Below are 14,157 nucleotides of genomic sequence, written 5' to 3'. Positions count from 1 at the left end.
CTCTAAGCCTGTTGACCCAAAAGTGGACTAAGCAGATCCACTCTAAATCATCTGCAAATCTTATTATACGAGGCAAAACTTGTCTTGGAGAGGGCGCCCCGCAAATACAAAAAGCGGATTGCAGAGGAATACGATACCCGCGTTGCCTCAATGGAACACAAATTGGTCGTTGCGAAAGCGGCTGTCTGGCTCTATGAGAAGTTTGGAGAGGGCGAGTACCGGGAAATTCCGGGACTGTGCAGGGCGACGAGCCTGGCGGACATTGAGGAAAAGGGCTGGTCATTGATCCCCGGCGCCTATGTGAGCGTGGCTCCGGCGGAGGACGACGGGGTGGATTTTGCCCAACGGGTGGGGACGATTCACCGGGAACTGTTGACGCTCCAAAGGGAATCCAATGAGCTGATGGAGGCCATCTCTAGGAATTGGGGGAGATGGGACTATGAGTTGGGAAAAAGTTAAACTGGGAGACATGACTGATTCCTATTTGTGGAAAATGCTGGATCAGCAAAAGAACCGTGGCAAATTTCAGCCGTACCTTAAAATGTAAATATTCGATGGGGAACCTTTGATTTAGATGATTTGCCCTAAATGCGTTTTGAAGAGAATGAGCAGGCGCGGTATGGCTTGCGATATGGTGATTTGGTCGTTTGTGAAGGTGGTGAACCAGGTAGGTGCGCTATCTGGAAAGAGCAAATCCAAAATATGAAAATTCAAAAGGCGCTACATAGAGTTCGGGTACATGACGGGCTTGATTACCGATATTGGTTCTTGTGGTCAGGGAAAAGAGACGCATTAGGGCAATACTTTACTGGCGCAACAATCAAGCATATGCCCAGTCAAAAACTTAAAGAGGTTCTAATTGACAAACCGCCTTTTGAGATTCAGAAAAGAACTGCGGACATTTTATCTGCCTACGGCAACCTCATCGAAAATGACCAGAAGCAAATCAAACTGCTTGAAGAAGCGGCCCAACGGCTGTATAAGGAATGGCTTGTTGTTAACGATATTCCCGAGGGGTGGGAATGGCCAAACCTTGGAGATGTTACATCCGTTTTAAGAAGAGGAGTTTCCCCTAAATACGATAATAGCGGAAAGTATCTTGTTATCAGCCAAAAGTGCATCCATCAATCTATTATGGATATCAACGAAGTACGAAGAGAATCAAATGAATATGCGCCGGAGTTAAACATGCAGGATAAGGATACCGTTATTTGCTCCACGGGAACCGGCACACTGGGTCGGGTAGGGCAGGTATTTGGAGTATATCCGGATACAACATTCGATTCCCACGTTACCCTTGTAAGGACTGAACGGTATTCAAATTTCTTTTATCAAGCAATAAAACACCAGAAGGATTTTTTGATGGGTATGGAGCGCGGATCAACAAATCAGCAAGAACTTTATCGCGGAGTAATTGAGGGGTTGCAGCTATTGATTTCTCCCCAAGAAACTCTGAACAAGGCAGAAAATATGCTTTCTGAAATACATGATAAAATAACTACTCTGAACCCTCAGATGGGATTGCTTGTTGAGGTCCGCGACCGCCTGCTACCCAAACTCATGAGCGGAGAAATTGAGGTGTGAAAGATGTCTCACTTTTCTGAAAGAAACCAACTGGCACCAACAAAACCTATACAAGTGGCTGATGTTGATTTGCCCTTATTCAATCGCATTTGGAATATCTTCTATAACCGTGAGTATGCGACAAGCCATTCCGTTTTTTCTTTTAGGTCTCAACCCGAAAAGACTGAACAAGTATTAGATGCACTCGGATATGGTTATACATATCCAGATGATTATTTTGACCGTAACAAGAATATTGAAAAACTCAAAAACCGCCTCATTGATTCAGATTGGTATGTGATATATGATTTCGTGGAAATTTATGTATCCTTATTCCCTACCAAGTCAGAACGCCAACTTATTGAAAAAGAGTTAAATGTGGTCTTAACAGAGGAAAAGGCTGGTTATCGAATAGTTAATGGAATGATCGTGCCTATAACGAACAAATATGAGCTGGGCGCATTGAAAAAAGCAATGAAAACAAAGTATGAGTCAGTTAATCAACACATTGCAAAGGCTGTATCTCTATACTCCAAACGGAAGAATCCAGACTATGAAAATTCTATTAAAGAGTCTATAAGTGCAGTTGAGGCTATGTGCTGCATTATCACGGGTATGACGGGAGCACAGGCAACTCTTGGCGCAGCGATAAAAAAACTTACGGACAATGGTGTGCATATTCATGGTGCAATGGAAAGGGCATTTTTGGCATTGTATGGATACGCTTCCGATGAAAATGGTATTCGTCATGGGGGTATTGATTTCAAAAATGCTCCAGCAGAAGATGCAAAGTATATGCTGATATCCTGCTCTACATTTGTGAATTATTTAATGGAGAAGTGGAGCAAAATCCAAAATAAATAAACGAGGTAAATACACTGGAAGCCTGTTCTGTTCATGAATATTTACGTTTGATAGAGCAATTAAAAAAGAACTATACTTATACCGAGGAAAACACTATATTTGGAACACAAACTTATACGCCCCATTTTATATATCGTGGGCATAGTAATCATAAAAAATACAAATTGTTACCTGGTATCTTTCGCGAAAGAGAAGTTTCCCCAGGCCACACAACTACTAAATATTCACAATTAGAGTTCAATATTTTGAATGACTTTATTTCTGAAGCTTGTCGGTTCGTAAAAGACATTCCTGTTGAGGATATTCCTGCGTGGCTTGAAGTCGCACAACACTTCGGGGTTCCAACCAGATTGTTGGATTTTACCGAAAACCCATTGGTTGCATTGTATTTCGCTTGTATTGGCTCCCCTGAGGAAGATGCAGCAGTTTGGATAATTAATGAGCCTATATATAACAGAAAATTCTTTTTTGAAAGGGCGCTGGTGTTAGCAATAAAATCAAAGCAAATGATTTCTAAAATTGTTTCAGAAGAAATAGTATATCAGGATTATAGTGTGCAACATTATAATAATCCGGATTATATTCAATGGCCATGGATATATAAACCACATTATCGTGAAGAACGAATGAATTTGCAATCAAGCATCTTTATGATGTGGGGAGCTGACCGACGCCCACTTACAGAATTTATTAGCCAAAATGAGTTTATGGTGGATGAAGATGTAACTAATCAAACATATGGGCTTATATGTGACATTTGCATTCCTGCAAGCCGGAAACGTGAACTGCTTAAACAGTTAAATTTGTGCGGGATCAATGAAAAGTTTATTTATCCGGGAATAGATGGAATTGGTCGATACATTAACCAAAAATACTCAAGCCGGAATTAATTTGAGGTAAACTGCCATGAGCCACGTCTGCTCCGAAAATGTCCTGATTCAAGAGAGCGCCGCCGGCCTGTTTCGTGACGAGTTGGGCTGGGAGGTCGTCTATGCCTACAACACCAAGCAGTTAGGCGATGCTGACACTCTGGGCCGCAAGAGCTACAAGAAATCCTGTTGCCCCGGTATTTTCGGGAGGCTCTGCTGCGCTTGAACCCGTGGCTTACCCCTGCCCAGCTGGACGAAGCCCAGCGGCTCATGGAGCACCGCCTATCCACCGCATCCCTGCTGAAAATCAACGAAGAAAAATATTTCCTGATTCGGGACGGCATCTCCGTCACCGCGAAGATACCCGGCGGCAAAACGGAGAAAAAATACGCCGCGGTTATAGACTTCCAAAATCCGGCCAACACCACTTTCTCGCTGTCCGGGAGTTGAAAATCTACGGTGATCTCTACCGCCGCCGGACAGATAACTCTATTTAGTACGGCGATTCAAGATGGTACGCCTCAAGTGCTGGAGCACAACGATATTTGTTGGATTGTATCAAAGGAGATATCACGGTATGACTTTTGCCTGATGGATGTGGAGATTCTGAGGAGGCTGCAGCATGAGGACTAAAACATACAACAAACTTGTCCGTGACCGTATTCCTGAAATTATTGAGGCAGGGGGTAAGACTTGCAAAACAGAAATTTTGTCTGGCGAGCGATATCTGGAGATGCTGGACATGAAGATGAATGAGGAACTGGCGGAGTATCAGGAAAGCAAATCGCTGGAGGAATTAGCTGATTTGCTGGAGGTCATGCGGGCCGTAGTCAATGCCAGGGGCTGGACACTGGAAGAACTGGAACGAGTTCGGGCGGACAAAGCTGCCAAGCGGGGCGGCTTTGAGAAGAAAATTCTACTGAAAGAAGTTATGGAGAACTGAGGTGACCGGGATGCAGGCGTACCATTCCGCCTCCGGCAGCGCGGCGGAGGATCTATTTATTGACTTGTTCAGCGAGACCTTCGGGGCCGAAAAAGCGGGATACCTCTATTCCCAATATCACTTCTACGATATCTATCAAAACAGCCGCTATGCCGATTTTGTGCTTGAGAACGGACTGCGCCGAGTGGCCATTGAGATTGACGACGAAGCGTCTCACAATAAACAGCTGGTGTCCTCCGGGAAGTTCTACGACGATCTGCTGAAACAGAACAGCATGGTTTATCTGGGATGGGACGTGTACCGCTGGGCGGTGCGGCAGATGCAGATTCAGCCGGAGAGCGTCTAAGACGAGCTGCGCATTTTTCTAGGCAGCCACCCACAGTTCAAGGAAATTGAGGACTACCTGCCCACACAGAGAGGTAAGGCGCTGGATGGGGCTAACCTGGAGCTGAAGGAGCACCAGATCGCGGCGTTGAAGTCGTTAGAAAAGATGCGCTCCAACAGCGAGACCATTGCCCTGCTGTACCATGCCACCGGAACCGGAAAGACAGTGACCGCCGTCATGGACGCCAAGCGGTGTGGAGGTCGAGTACTGTTCCTGGCCCATACTCAGGAACTGGTCAACCAGGCCACGGGGACTTTTCGGAAGTTGTGGCCCAGCGTCACTGTGGGCCGCTATATGGAGAGCATGAAGCAGCCCAACGCCCACGTGGTCTGCGGCAGTGTGCAGAGCGTGGCGCTCCACCTGGAAAGCTTCCGGGATGACGATTTTGACTACCTTATTGTGGACGAGGCCCACCACGCAGCGGCGGATACATACCAAAAGGTACTGTCTTATTTTAAGCCCGCCTTTACTCTTGGGCTGACCGCTACCCCGGAGCGGACGGACGACAACAAGGTGATCCTGGACATTTTCAAAAATACCGCCCACAAGCTGGACATCCGGACTGCCGTAGAGATCGGCGAACTGGTGCCCATTCGCTGCATCCGCATTCACACCAACATTGATCTGACCAAAGTGCGGTTCAACAGCGTGCAGTACAACATCCGGGACCTGGAGAGCAAGATCTATGTGCCAGAGCGCAACCGACTCATTGTGGATACCTGGCTCCAGTATGTCCGGGATAAGCGCACGGTGGTGTTCTGCGCCTCGGTGAAGCACGCCCAGCAGATTTCGGAGCTGTTTCGGGAGGCCGGTATCCGGGCAGCTTCCGTCTCCAGTGGGATGAAACAATCAGAGCGCAAGGAGTTCCGGGAAAAAATTGTAAATAGGAAGATTCAGGTACTGTGCGCCTGCAACCTGCTCAATGAGGGCTGGGACTGCCCGGAGATTGAAGTGCTGTTCATGGCCCGCCCTACCATGTCCAAGGTGCTCTACACCCAGCAGCTTGGCAGGGGAATGCGGCTGTACGAGGGCAAGGAAAGCCTGATGGTTTTCGACTTCGTGGACAACGCCAGCCAATACAATATGCCCCAGTCCCTCCATCGGCTGTTCAAGCTGAAGGAGTACCGGCCCGGTCAGTTGGCTGTGGCCCCCGGCGGACAAAAGGCGGCAGAGGCGGAGCTGTACGCCAAAGGGGAGAAGCCGGAGGCACTGATCGACTGGCCGGTGGATGCCACGGACTATGAGCTGGTGGATATTTTTAACTGGCAGGAAGAGGCCGAGGGCATGATCTCCCAATCGGAATTTGTCCGCCGGGTGGATGTGCAGACTGAGACCATCGAGCGGTACGTCCGGGAGAGCAAGCTGATTCCTGACCTGGTGGTACCTATGAGTGAGCACCGCACCTTCAAGTATTTCAAGGAGGAGACGCTGGAAAAGTACGCTCAACAGTACGGCTGGACGCTGATCGACGATTCCAACCGGAAGGACATGTTCATGGATATGATTCGCCAGATGGACATGAGCTACTCCTACAAGCCGGTGCTCATCAAGGCCATCCTGCTGTACGCTGACGAGCGGGGGCGAATTAAACTGGAGGACATCGTTAGCTACTTCAAAACCTACTATGAGGGCCGCCGCTCCGCAGGACTGACAGTGGAGAAGAAAAACAGTATCTTTGCCAAAGGCGGTTACACCGATAAGGAGGCGGAGAGGAATATCCTGGCCAACCCTTTCAAGCGGTTCGAGGATATGCAGATGCTCCGGCACACCAAGACATTGGGCATCATCCAGGTGGATGAGTCGGTGTGGAAACGGCTGAGCAAAGAGGAAAAAGCAGAAATTGAAAAAATCTGCGATGAAAAGTTGAAAATATATTATCAAAGATTCGGTAAATAGCAGAAAAGAGTAAATATGGGCCTATATTTATATCCTATTATGATTTTGGTATCATTGAGTCTTATCACGCAAGTTATCCTGCTGTGATATTTTTTGATATATATCTGACAAAGCCTGGTTCCACTGTTGGGAAAGCATTGCCCAGTAGTCTAATTCTTCTTCATCTAAGCGGTCAGGCGGGGTATCATCTAGAAAAAACATATCCTCTAAGTCTCGTTTGCGTTTATTGCTGAGCATAGTACCACCTCTCCACATCATTTTAACCTATGATGTGGAAGAAATTCGACGGATTTTCAGAATGGAGGTGCGTTTTGCAACTTTTTGATATTATTCCATGGGACTTTTTCAAACCGTTGACAGGGATTAACCGCCGTGAATATATAGATATCATTACTCTGATTTGGCAGCGGTGCAAACGAAGCCCAAGCTACGGGGAATCGAAAACAATGGTTTTAGATTGGCTGGAAGAATATTTTGCCGGATTGAATCAGAAAATCCCGTTCGACCCGGATGATTTGAGCGATTTCAGAGCAGAGGAGCCTGCTTCCCAATCTCCGCGTTTTTATGCCTCTACATTCCTGCGCCGGTTAAAAGATACCGGTTGGCTGGAGGAGCGTGAAGGCGGCTACGAGGAGGAGACTCAAATTGTAGTCAATCACAGGATCGTTCCCATTATACGTTCATTCCATGATATTGTCTCGCCGCAAATGATTACTTATAAGGGCAAACTTTTCAAAGTTTACAAGCTGCTTCAGAGTATTTCTGAGGAGGAGAGCCCTTATGAAAACATCCTGCGTGAGGTATCCGGCGACTTGGACGAGTTGAACGCATCGCTGCGGCAACTGGCGGCCTCCATCGGAACTTATATGGATGAACTGACTCGCGGAAAGACACCGGAAGAAGTCTTAAATCTGTTTGATTCTTATGAGGAAAAGATTGTCGTAGGCGCCTATCATCGCTTCAAAACCAATGACAATCTCTTCTACTATCGCTCTGAGCTGATGGAGCAGCTTGAATTGTGTCGGACAGATTGTCTGGAAGCCTTGATCCAGGACTTTGCTCTGGTGGAGCAGGTGTCCGACGAGGACGCAAATCTTGCCATCAGCCAGCTTGTCTTTAAATTGGAGGAAGACCTGCGGGAAATGGGAGAGATTATGAAGGTGATTGATGAGCGCCACATCCTGTACCGTACCCGTGCCGTCCAGAGGGCTCAATTTTTGCTTCTGTCTGATGGAACAGTCAAAAGTAAAATCAATCGTATCCTGCGCTACTGTGCTGAAACGATTGAGGATCCGGAGGACTTTTACCGTACAGAGGACGAGATCCTCACATCGCTGTTCCGAATGTATCCGCAGGGGTATTTTGACACAAAGTCTCTAAAACCTCCTGTCCAGCCCAGAACACCCACACCGATTGAAGAATTGCCGGAGCTGGGAGAAGTGGACGCACAGGCTGTTGTAGCGCATCAAGCACAGCTGTTGCAGTATGCGAGGAACGCGGTCACGGCGGAAAATGTAAATCGTTTTGCCCATACTGTCCTGAAGCGGCGTCAGGCTGTTTCTGCCCGGGAGTTGGCAGAACAATACCAAAAAACAGAGGATATTGTAAAAATCATCGGCCTGCATACATACTCAGCCTCTGCGGAACGAACCTTTGATGTGGTTATGAGACCCAATTTTGTAGAATGTCACGGACTGCGCTTTCAGGATTTTACTGTCACGAAAAGAGGGTAGTACAAATGAGGAGTGAGCTGCGGGAGGAACTGGCAAATTATTTGCTGAACCATTGCTTTGTAATTGGAAATTTGGATTCCACCAGAGAAAAATACTACTTGATTACCAATAACGAAGAGGAATTGCAGACAATATTCCGCCCCTTGGGATATTCTATCGTCATCAACCGCACGCTGCGGGTGGCACAGCTGGTCAATCTCCACGAGTGGGGCCGTGTGGAATTTCAGAAATATGAGACCATTTTGCTGCTGATCCTCCGGCTGCTCTATGTGGAAAAGCGCGAAACCTTATCCGCCAGCGAACAGCTGGTGACGGTAACGGTGGAAGAGGTGGAGGCGGAATATAATAAGCTGAATCTGTCCAGGAAGCTGGATCGCCGCACCTTGGAGACTGCCCTGCGCACATTCAAAAAGTACAATTTAGCGATTGCCATTGATCGGCTGGAACATCCTTCTGCCCGTATTCAAGTCCTATTGTCCATTATGCTTGCGCTGCCGGAACAGACAATCACAAAGGCGTATACACAGACCAGGGAGTACCTACTGCAATATGAGCGGGCTGGTTTAAATCCTGCCGCGGAGGAATTGTCTGATGATTGAAATGACACGCCTTCGCCTGATCAACTGGCACAATTTTCAGGACGACTGCATCCCATTTCGTATGGTAACCTATCTTATCGGGGTAAATGCAGTGGGCAAGACCACCATTATGGACGCCGTCCGCTATTGTCTTACTACCAACAAGGACTTTAACGCCGCCGGAAACCGCAAGAGCACGAGGACGCTTCAGGGGTCCGTTCACGGGAAACAGCGGGGTGAAAACATATATCTTCGTCCTGGACATACGGTTTCCTATGTAGGCGTGGAGTTTATGGACCATGAAAAAGATACGACGTTTGTGATTTCGGTTCGGGTCGAGTCGGAAAGCCCGGCGGAGGAGCTTCGTCACGTTTCTCAGGACTGGTTTATTACAAAGCCCGGCACACGGCTGGAAGACCTTCTGTTTGTGGACCAAAACCGGCGGCCATCCAAAAAGGAGGTTTTCAAGGCCTCCAGCCACGGGATGCGTGCCCCTGTAAGTCAAAAGGATGCCAAAAAGTACATATGCCGTATTTTGGGGATCGGTGATTCGGAGTCCAGCCTGGGAAAGAAATTCAACGAAGTGTTCCACATGGGAACTTCCTTGAAAGACATCTCGGATATCCGTACATTCATTTATGCGTACATCCTTCCGGAACCCAAAATTCATGTAGAGGCCCTTCAAAGCGATATGAGGGAGCTGGAGCGATTTGAGGAGATGCTGCAGGAAGCGCAGCAAAGGGTGCAGAACCTTGAAAAAATCGTGGAAAGCGGAAAACAGGCTCTCGATTATCAGACACAGGTAGAAATCAATGAGGGGTTTATTTTGTATGCCCGGTGGAAGAAAAATCTGACTCAGGAGGAGGAATATCAGAAGCAGGCAGAGACGGCAAACCTCGCCCTGGAACAGATGGAACCGGAGCTGGAGTCCCTTCGGGAGCGGCAGCAGCAGGCGCAGGACGCACTGAGTCAGGCAATTCAGCACCGTGACGAGGACCCGGAGGTTCAGGCCACTAAGTTCTATCGGGAGCAGGAAAAGGAGCTTTCCAGGCAATATCGGGAACAAGCGAGGCGGAAGAGCGAATGGGATGAAAGTTTCGGACAGCTGAGCGTGCTCCTCTCCCGAATAGAGTCCGCGGAGTTGAAAACCAAAATCAATTTCCAGCCTGATGAATTTGCTGCTCTGCCCCAGGAACGTCAGGCGGAGGTCTTGGAGTATCTTAACGCGGCCCTGGCCGAACTGGAGGAAGAGAGTACCAACGCGCTCTACCTCTGCCGCAAAGAAATGGATGCCGCTGACGCTGCAATCTCCAAGGATAAAGGGGAACTGAAAAAACTGCGGGAAGGAAAAATGGTGTATCCTAAGGAGTCTGAACTGCTGCGTGAGGCCATCAACGCGGAGTTTCAAAAACGCGGCATGGAGTGCGACGCAAAAATATTCAGCGAGGTACTCTATATGGAGGACATCAGTTGGCAGGAGTGCGCGGAAGCGGCGCTGGGCTTCCGGCGGTTTGATATTATTGTTTCTCCATCCCATTATCAGGCGGCAAAACAGGTGTTCACCGGCCTGGGTGAAAAAGTCGGCGACGTCTCTCTGGTGGATACACCGTCTTTGATGCGGGACAGTCAAAGATGGTCTCCGCCTGAAACAAATATGCTCGCTTACAAAGTCGAAAGCGAGAATCATGCTGCAAAGCAGTATATCAATTATCTGCTGAACGGGATCGTCTGCTGTGAAGCAGCTTCTGAACTGGAGGATTTTTCCCGCAGCGTTACCCGCGACCTGTTGCGCCACCAGGGCTACCGCCTGCAGCGTATGCGGAAGCCCACGCTCTATATCGGTATAGACGCACGGAAACAGCGCATTGCGTATCTGGAAGCGCAGCTGAAAGAAAATGGGAAAAGACAGATGGAACTGGGACTGCACTTCAAACAGCTCAGGAATTTTGAGAACATATATCGTAAGTTTGTCTATGAAAAGCACTCGTCCCGTCTCAGCAGCAGTTTGGATGCCCGGCAAAAGGTTTCAGAGTTGAACGAAAAACTGAACGATATTCGGGAAAAGCTGAGAGTATATGAGACAAATCCGCTGCTGGCCGCTTTGTTTGACCGCTGCAAAGCCTGTGAGGAAGTTCGGGATGCGGTTGAGAGGCAAATAGACGCACTGAAGGAGCGCGTTTGGAAGCAGAAGCAGATTGTTACAGAAGCCCAAAAAGCAATTACGCAGAATATGATGGATTTGGATGGGTCAAAGGGCGAATGTGACCGGTTTCAATTGGAGCATCCGGAATTGACCGAAGAAATAGCAAAACGGTATACAGAAGCTGTTCAGACAAGGGCACCGGCTGAAATCGAACGCTACCAGATCAATTACCGCACACAGTGTATCAACCAAAGGGATCGCTACATTATCAATGAACTTCAGCCGCTTCAGCAGAAGTATAATGCAGCTTATACCGTTGATTACCAGACTGGCCTGGAGGGACTTCCCGTCTATCAGGATATTTATGAATCGTTGGTATCGGTGGAACTGGAGCGGTTCCTGGAAAATCTGAGGAAGGCCCAGGTGCGCTGTAAGGAGCGGTTCCGGAAGGAAATTCTGTTTCGCATGAAGGATGATATCAAGAATGCGAAAATGCAGTTCAAGGATATGGACCGGGTCATGTCCGAACTGTCCTACGGAGACGAGAAGTATCATTTTGTGATCAACGAACCTAAGAATAAAGAGCTTGCGGCCTTTTACCAGATCATCATGGATAAAAACAATGTTCAAATCACAGAAGAGGACAGCCTGTTCACTCAGGCGGCGATGAACACGCCCGCCTATGAATTGCAAGTGGACGAGCTGATGGCAAGGATCATGGCGGACGTCAATCAGGCCGCACAAGACCGCTCCACCGGAAAAAAAGCAGTCAGCGACCAAATATCCAAATATGTGGACTACCGCACCTTTTTGGATTATGACATTGTGATCGAAAACATTGTGACCGGAATGAAGGCCCCCCTCTCCCAGGTGATGGGCGACAGCAGCGGCGGTGAAAATCAAGCGCCGTTTTATGTGGCGATCTGTGCCTCTCTGCTCCAGATTTACCGGCAGAGTCCCAACAGTATCCGTTTGGTCCTGTTGGATGAAGCATTTAACAACATGACCAGCGACCGGATCAAGCCAATGATGAAAATGTTTGCAGCAGCAAAGCTCCAGTTGATTCTGATTTCTACCGTTGAAAAATGCAGCGCGATCTTCCCCTACTGTGACGCGACCTATTCGATTATCAAGACCGGAACGCGGGCCATCCTGGCCCCCTTTGAAAGAATCTATGAGGAAGAGGACTTTGAATGAACTATACACCTGTTATTTTAAATCGACTCATTGACGCCTATGAACAGAGGGGGCTGTTTTGCACTGCGGACAGCAAAAAGCATCAGGGCATTTTTCTTTCTGTTGAAAAAGCATTTCCGGAGTATACTGATCCCTATAATGAAGGCGCATATCAGGAAATCAACGAGGCGATTGAGTATCTCCGTCAACGCGGGATTTTGCAAGGAGATAAAGATAAGCGGGGACAATACGTAAAATTGCGTTTCCGTATCGAAACGATCGATCTGTGCTATCAATTGACCGGGCGTGCAGTTCTGGGGGAAACGCGCCAGATCATGTTGGAAAAGTTGAACGGCTGGGAAACTGGAAACAGCGAAATTTTGGAGCGGTTTCGGACAGCACAGATTGAACAGCTCCACAAAAATAAGCCTGTTGGGCATGGGATTGGGGACCAGCTGCAGAAGCTGGAGGATGTCCTGCTTGCGCTGTCCGCACTAATGAAGTTAAGATCTGAGACTTATGTGCGCAACTTTTCCAACGCAATCTTTGCGGATTCTAAGCGTTTCCAGAAAATTCAAGGCTCTGTCGAGTCGATCCTATGCACATACGGGGGACAGGAACTGACCAAACACACAGCTCTCAGCACCTTCAACCTTGTAAATAACCCTACTTATGTCATGTTCAAAGGCTTTTTGCACATCAATATCAATGGACAGGAAATCCACCTGGAAAAAATTCCTGGAGGTATCTCGCTTCCGTCCATGGCGGTCCCAGCTGTCCGTAATGTATCCATTGAGGGGACCTCGCTAATTACAGTGGAAAATCTGACAACTTATCACGATGAACCTGTATGCCAGAACGCTATTATCTATTTAGGCGGTTTTCATAATTCGATCCGAACAGATTTGCTGAAACTGATTTATGCCGGTAACCGTGACAAAGGATATTTCCATAAAGGGGATATTGATGTATATGGATTTGTCATTCTTGAAAATCTGAAGAAAAAAACAGGAATCCCCTTTTCGCCATTAGAAATGGATTTGGAGACACTCAAAGAATTTGAATCCTATCACCTGGTAAGGCCGCTGAATGTTTCTGATCGAAAGATACTGCATATTCCCCAGCTTGCTCCTTACCAGGATATCCTCACATACATGGAGCAGCATGATTGTAAGGCGGAACAGGAGTCACGTCAGGCATTGCGTCTGCTTCGCAAGGAATAAAACTGATTGCTATTTTATAGTTTAACCAATGATCCCAACAATACGTATTAACTATGTGTTATGCTATCACTTAATACGCATAACCAAGGCCATTTTCATGTAAAGTGTCCCCTTAGTCAAGGACAAAATATTTTACGTAAGATTTGAGATTGATGTTGGATGATACTTTTTAGCCCCAGAACAAACTGACCTTGCCTGGGGCCTGAGCCAACAATTTAAGTGTTGCAGCAGTCAGCCGCCTGCGAAGCAGGTTGCCTTGAAAAGCTGCTGTCAGACTGTTATACTGTTGCGAACGAGGATACCAATAGACACTTGATCTGACCCCGTCAGTGCCCTCGCCGCAATTTTTTCAACAGTCTGGCGGCAGTTTGTCAAGGCCGGCGGGGTAAAATGGAATTGTGCCTATTTCAGATTTCGCCAGAGGGGTTCAACTGTAAGGGATATTGTCCAGTCACAATATATTCGTAATACTCGTTTGGAGACAGTTTTGCGAGCTGCCATTGGTAACGATCATTGTTATAATAGTTGATCCAGTCATCAATGACCGCTTTAACCTCAGAAAAACAGCTGCATTTTGAAAGGTCGATCTCATCTTTCATATGTCCGAAAAAACTCTCTTGGGGTGCGTTATCCCAGCAGTTTCCTCTTCGAGACATTGACTGGCGAAGTTGGGCATCCTTTACGATCTGGATAAAGCGGCAGCTTGTATAATGGCAGCCCTGATCGCTGTGGATCAGCGTCTCTGTGCTGAGGGAAATCCTGTGCTGCTTAAGAAGTCTGTTAA

The 14,157-nt window shown here is 47.6% G+C and carries 15 protein-coding genes; 13 read left to right on the top strand and 2 right to left on the bottom strand.

What is annotated here, in order from left to right; genetic code table 11:
• Positions 1–150: 150 nt before the first annotated feature.
• From D1641_RS17155 to D1641_RS17125, 9 genes are all read left to right on the top strand, one after another.
• A complete protein-coding gene (locus D1641_RS17155; protein ID WP_160667892.1) occupies positions 151–459 on the top strand; it encodes a hypothetical protein in 309 nt (102 codons plus the stop codon).
• A 129-nt stretch (positions 460–588) separates the two neighbouring features.
• Positions 589–1,584: a restriction endonuclease subunit S gene (locus tag D1641_RS17150; protein ID WP_160667890.1), complete on the top strand. Its 996-nt coding sequence runs from the start codon at positions 589–591 to the stop codon at positions 1,582–1,584.
• Between the two features lie 3 nt (positions 1,585–1,587).
• Positions 1,588–2,427 carry a hypothetical protein gene (locus D1641_RS17145; protein ID WP_160667888.1) on the top strand — a complete coding sequence of 280 codons (840 nt, stop codon included), beginning with the start codon at positions 1,588–1,590 and terminating at the stop codon, positions 2,425–2,427.
• Between the two features lie 47 nt (positions 2,428–2,474).
• Positions 2,475–3,317, top strand: coding sequence for an FRG domain-containing protein (locus D1641_RS17140; protein WP_160667886.1), 843 nt, complete (start codon positions 2,475–2,477; stop codon positions 3,315–3,317).
• A gap of 16 nt (positions 3,318–3,333) precedes the next feature.
• On the top strand, positions 3,334–3,522 hold the full coding sequence (locus D1641_RS19595) for a hypothetical protein (RefSeq protein WP_243149459.1): 189 nt from the start codon (positions 3,334–3,336) through the stop codon (positions 3,520–3,522).
• Positions 3,519–3,746 carry a type I restriction endonuclease gene (locus D1641_RS19590; protein ID WP_243149458.1) on the top strand — a complete coding sequence of 76 codons (228 nt, stop codon included), beginning with the start codon at positions 3,519–3,521 and terminating at the stop codon, positions 3,744–3,746. Before D1641_RS19595 ends, D1641_RS19590 begins: the two co-directional genes overlap by 4 nt.
• A 172-nt stretch (positions 3,747–3,918) precedes the next feature.
• Positions 3,919–4,239, top strand: coding sequence for a nucleoside triphosphate pyrophosphohydrolase (locus D1641_RS17130; protein ID WP_160667884.1), 321 nt, complete (start codon positions 3,919–3,921; stop codon positions 4,237–4,239).
• A 10-nt stretch (positions 4,240–4,249) separates the two neighbouring features.
• Positions 4,250–4,585: a hypothetical protein gene (locus D1641_RS19585; RefSeq protein WP_243149457.1), complete on the top strand. Its 336-nt coding sequence runs from the start codon at positions 4,250–4,252 to the stop codon at positions 4,583–4,585.
• Positions 4,586–4,591: 6 nt separating this feature from the next.
• Positions 4,592–6,520 carry a DEAD/DEAH box helicase gene (locus D1641_RS17125; protein ID WP_347707465.1) on the top strand — a complete coding sequence of 643 codons (1,929 nt, stop codon included), beginning with the start codon at positions 4,592–4,594 and terminating at the stop codon, positions 6,518–6,520.
• A gap of 51 nt (positions 6,521–6,571) precedes the next feature.
• Here D1641_RS17125 and D1641_RS17120 read toward each other — a convergent pair whose 3' ends face one another.
• Positions 6,572–6,757: a hypothetical protein gene (locus D1641_RS17120; RefSeq protein WP_160667882.1), complete on the bottom strand. Its 186-nt coding sequence runs from the start codon at positions 6,755–6,757 to the stop codon at positions 6,572–6,574.
• Positions 6,758–6,831: 74 nt separating this feature from the next.
• Here D1641_RS17120 and D1641_RS17115 point away from each other — a divergent pair, with 74 nt between their 5' ends.
• From D1641_RS17115 to D1641_RS17100, 4 genes are read left to right on the top strand one after another with little or no spacing between them, the layout of a single operon-like run.
• On the top strand, positions 6,832–8,253 hold the full coding sequence (locus tag D1641_RS17115; RefSeq protein WP_160667880.1) for a Wadjet anti-phage system protein JetA family protein: 1,422 nt from the start codon (positions 6,832–6,834) through the stop codon (positions 8,251–8,253).
• 5 nt (positions 8,254–8,258) lie between these two features.
• Positions 8,259–8,852, top strand: coding sequence for a DUF4194 domain-containing protein (locus D1641_RS17110; RefSeq protein ID WP_160667877.1), 594 nt, complete (start codon positions 8,259–8,261; stop codon positions 8,850–8,852).
• Positions 8,845–12,171, top strand: coding sequence for an SbcC/MukB-like Walker B domain-containing protein (locus tag D1641_RS17105; protein ID WP_160667875.1), 3,327 nt, complete (start codon positions 8,845–8,847; stop codon positions 12,169–12,171). Before D1641_RS17110 ends, D1641_RS17105 begins: the two co-directional genes overlap by 8 nt.
• The gene (locus tag D1641_RS17100) at positions 12,168–13,373 is read left to right on the top strand and encodes a Wadjet anti-phage system protein JetD domain-containing protein (RefSeq protein WP_160667874.1); all 1,206 of its coding nucleotides are present in this window, start codon (positions 12,168–12,170) and stop codon (positions 13,371–13,373) included. Before D1641_RS17105 ends, D1641_RS17100 begins: the two co-directional genes overlap by 4 nt.
• Positions 13,374–13,780: 407 nt before the next feature.
• On the opposite strand, the gene D1641_RS17095 is transcribed toward D1641_RS17100, so the two are convergent.
• A partial coding sequence (locus D1641_RS17095) for an IS3 family transposase (protein ID WP_160667873.1) occupies positions 13,781–14,157 on the bottom strand: 377 nt, incomplete at its 5' end.

This window comes from Colidextribacter sp. OB.20, from assembly GCF_009911595.1.
Classification (GTDB): Bacteria; Bacillota; Clostridia; order Oscillospirales; family Oscillospiraceae; genus Lawsonibacter.
Note: the sequence above shows the minus strand (reverse complement) of the source record. Positions and strands in the feature narration are given on the sequence as shown.

Coding starts and splice junctions, on each gene's coding strand:
- D1641_RS17155 (WP_160667892.1), top strand. CDS start 151: ATGGAACACAAATTGGTCGTTGCGAAAGCGGCTGTCTGGCTCTATGAG.
- D1641_RS17150 (WP_160667890.1), top strand. CDS start 589: ATGCGTTTTGAAGAGAATGAGCAGGCGCGGTATGGCTTGCGATATGGT.
- D1641_RS17145 (WP_160667888.1), top strand. CDS start 1,588: ATGTCTCACTTTTCTGAAAGAAACCAACTGGCACCAACAAAACCTATA.
- D1641_RS19595 (WP_243149459.1), top strand. CDS start 3,334: ATGAGCCACGTCTGCTCCGAAAATGTCCTGATTCAAGAGAGCGCCGCC.
- D1641_RS17130 (WP_160667884.1), top strand. CDS start 3,919: ATGAGGACTAAAACATACAACAAACTTGTCCGTGACCGTATTCCTGAA.
- D1641_RS19585 (WP_243149457.1), top strand. CDS start 4,250: ATGCAGGCGTACCATTCCGCCTCCGGCAGCGCGGCGGAGGATCTATTT.
- D1641_RS17120 (WP_160667882.1), bottom strand. CDS start 6,757: ATGCTCAGCAATAAACGCAAACGAGACTTAGAGGATATGTTTTTTCTA.
- D1641_RS17110 (WP_160667877.1), top strand. CDS start 8,259: ATGAGGAGTGAGCTGCGGGAGGAACTGGCAAATTATTTGCTGAACCAT.
- D1641_RS17105 (WP_160667875.1), top strand. CDS start 8,845: ATGATTGAAATGACACGCCTTCGCCTGATCAACTGGCACAATTTTCAG.
- D1641_RS17100 (WP_160667874.1), top strand. CDS start 12,168: ATGAACTATACACCTGTTATTTTAAATCGACTCATTGACGCCTATGAA.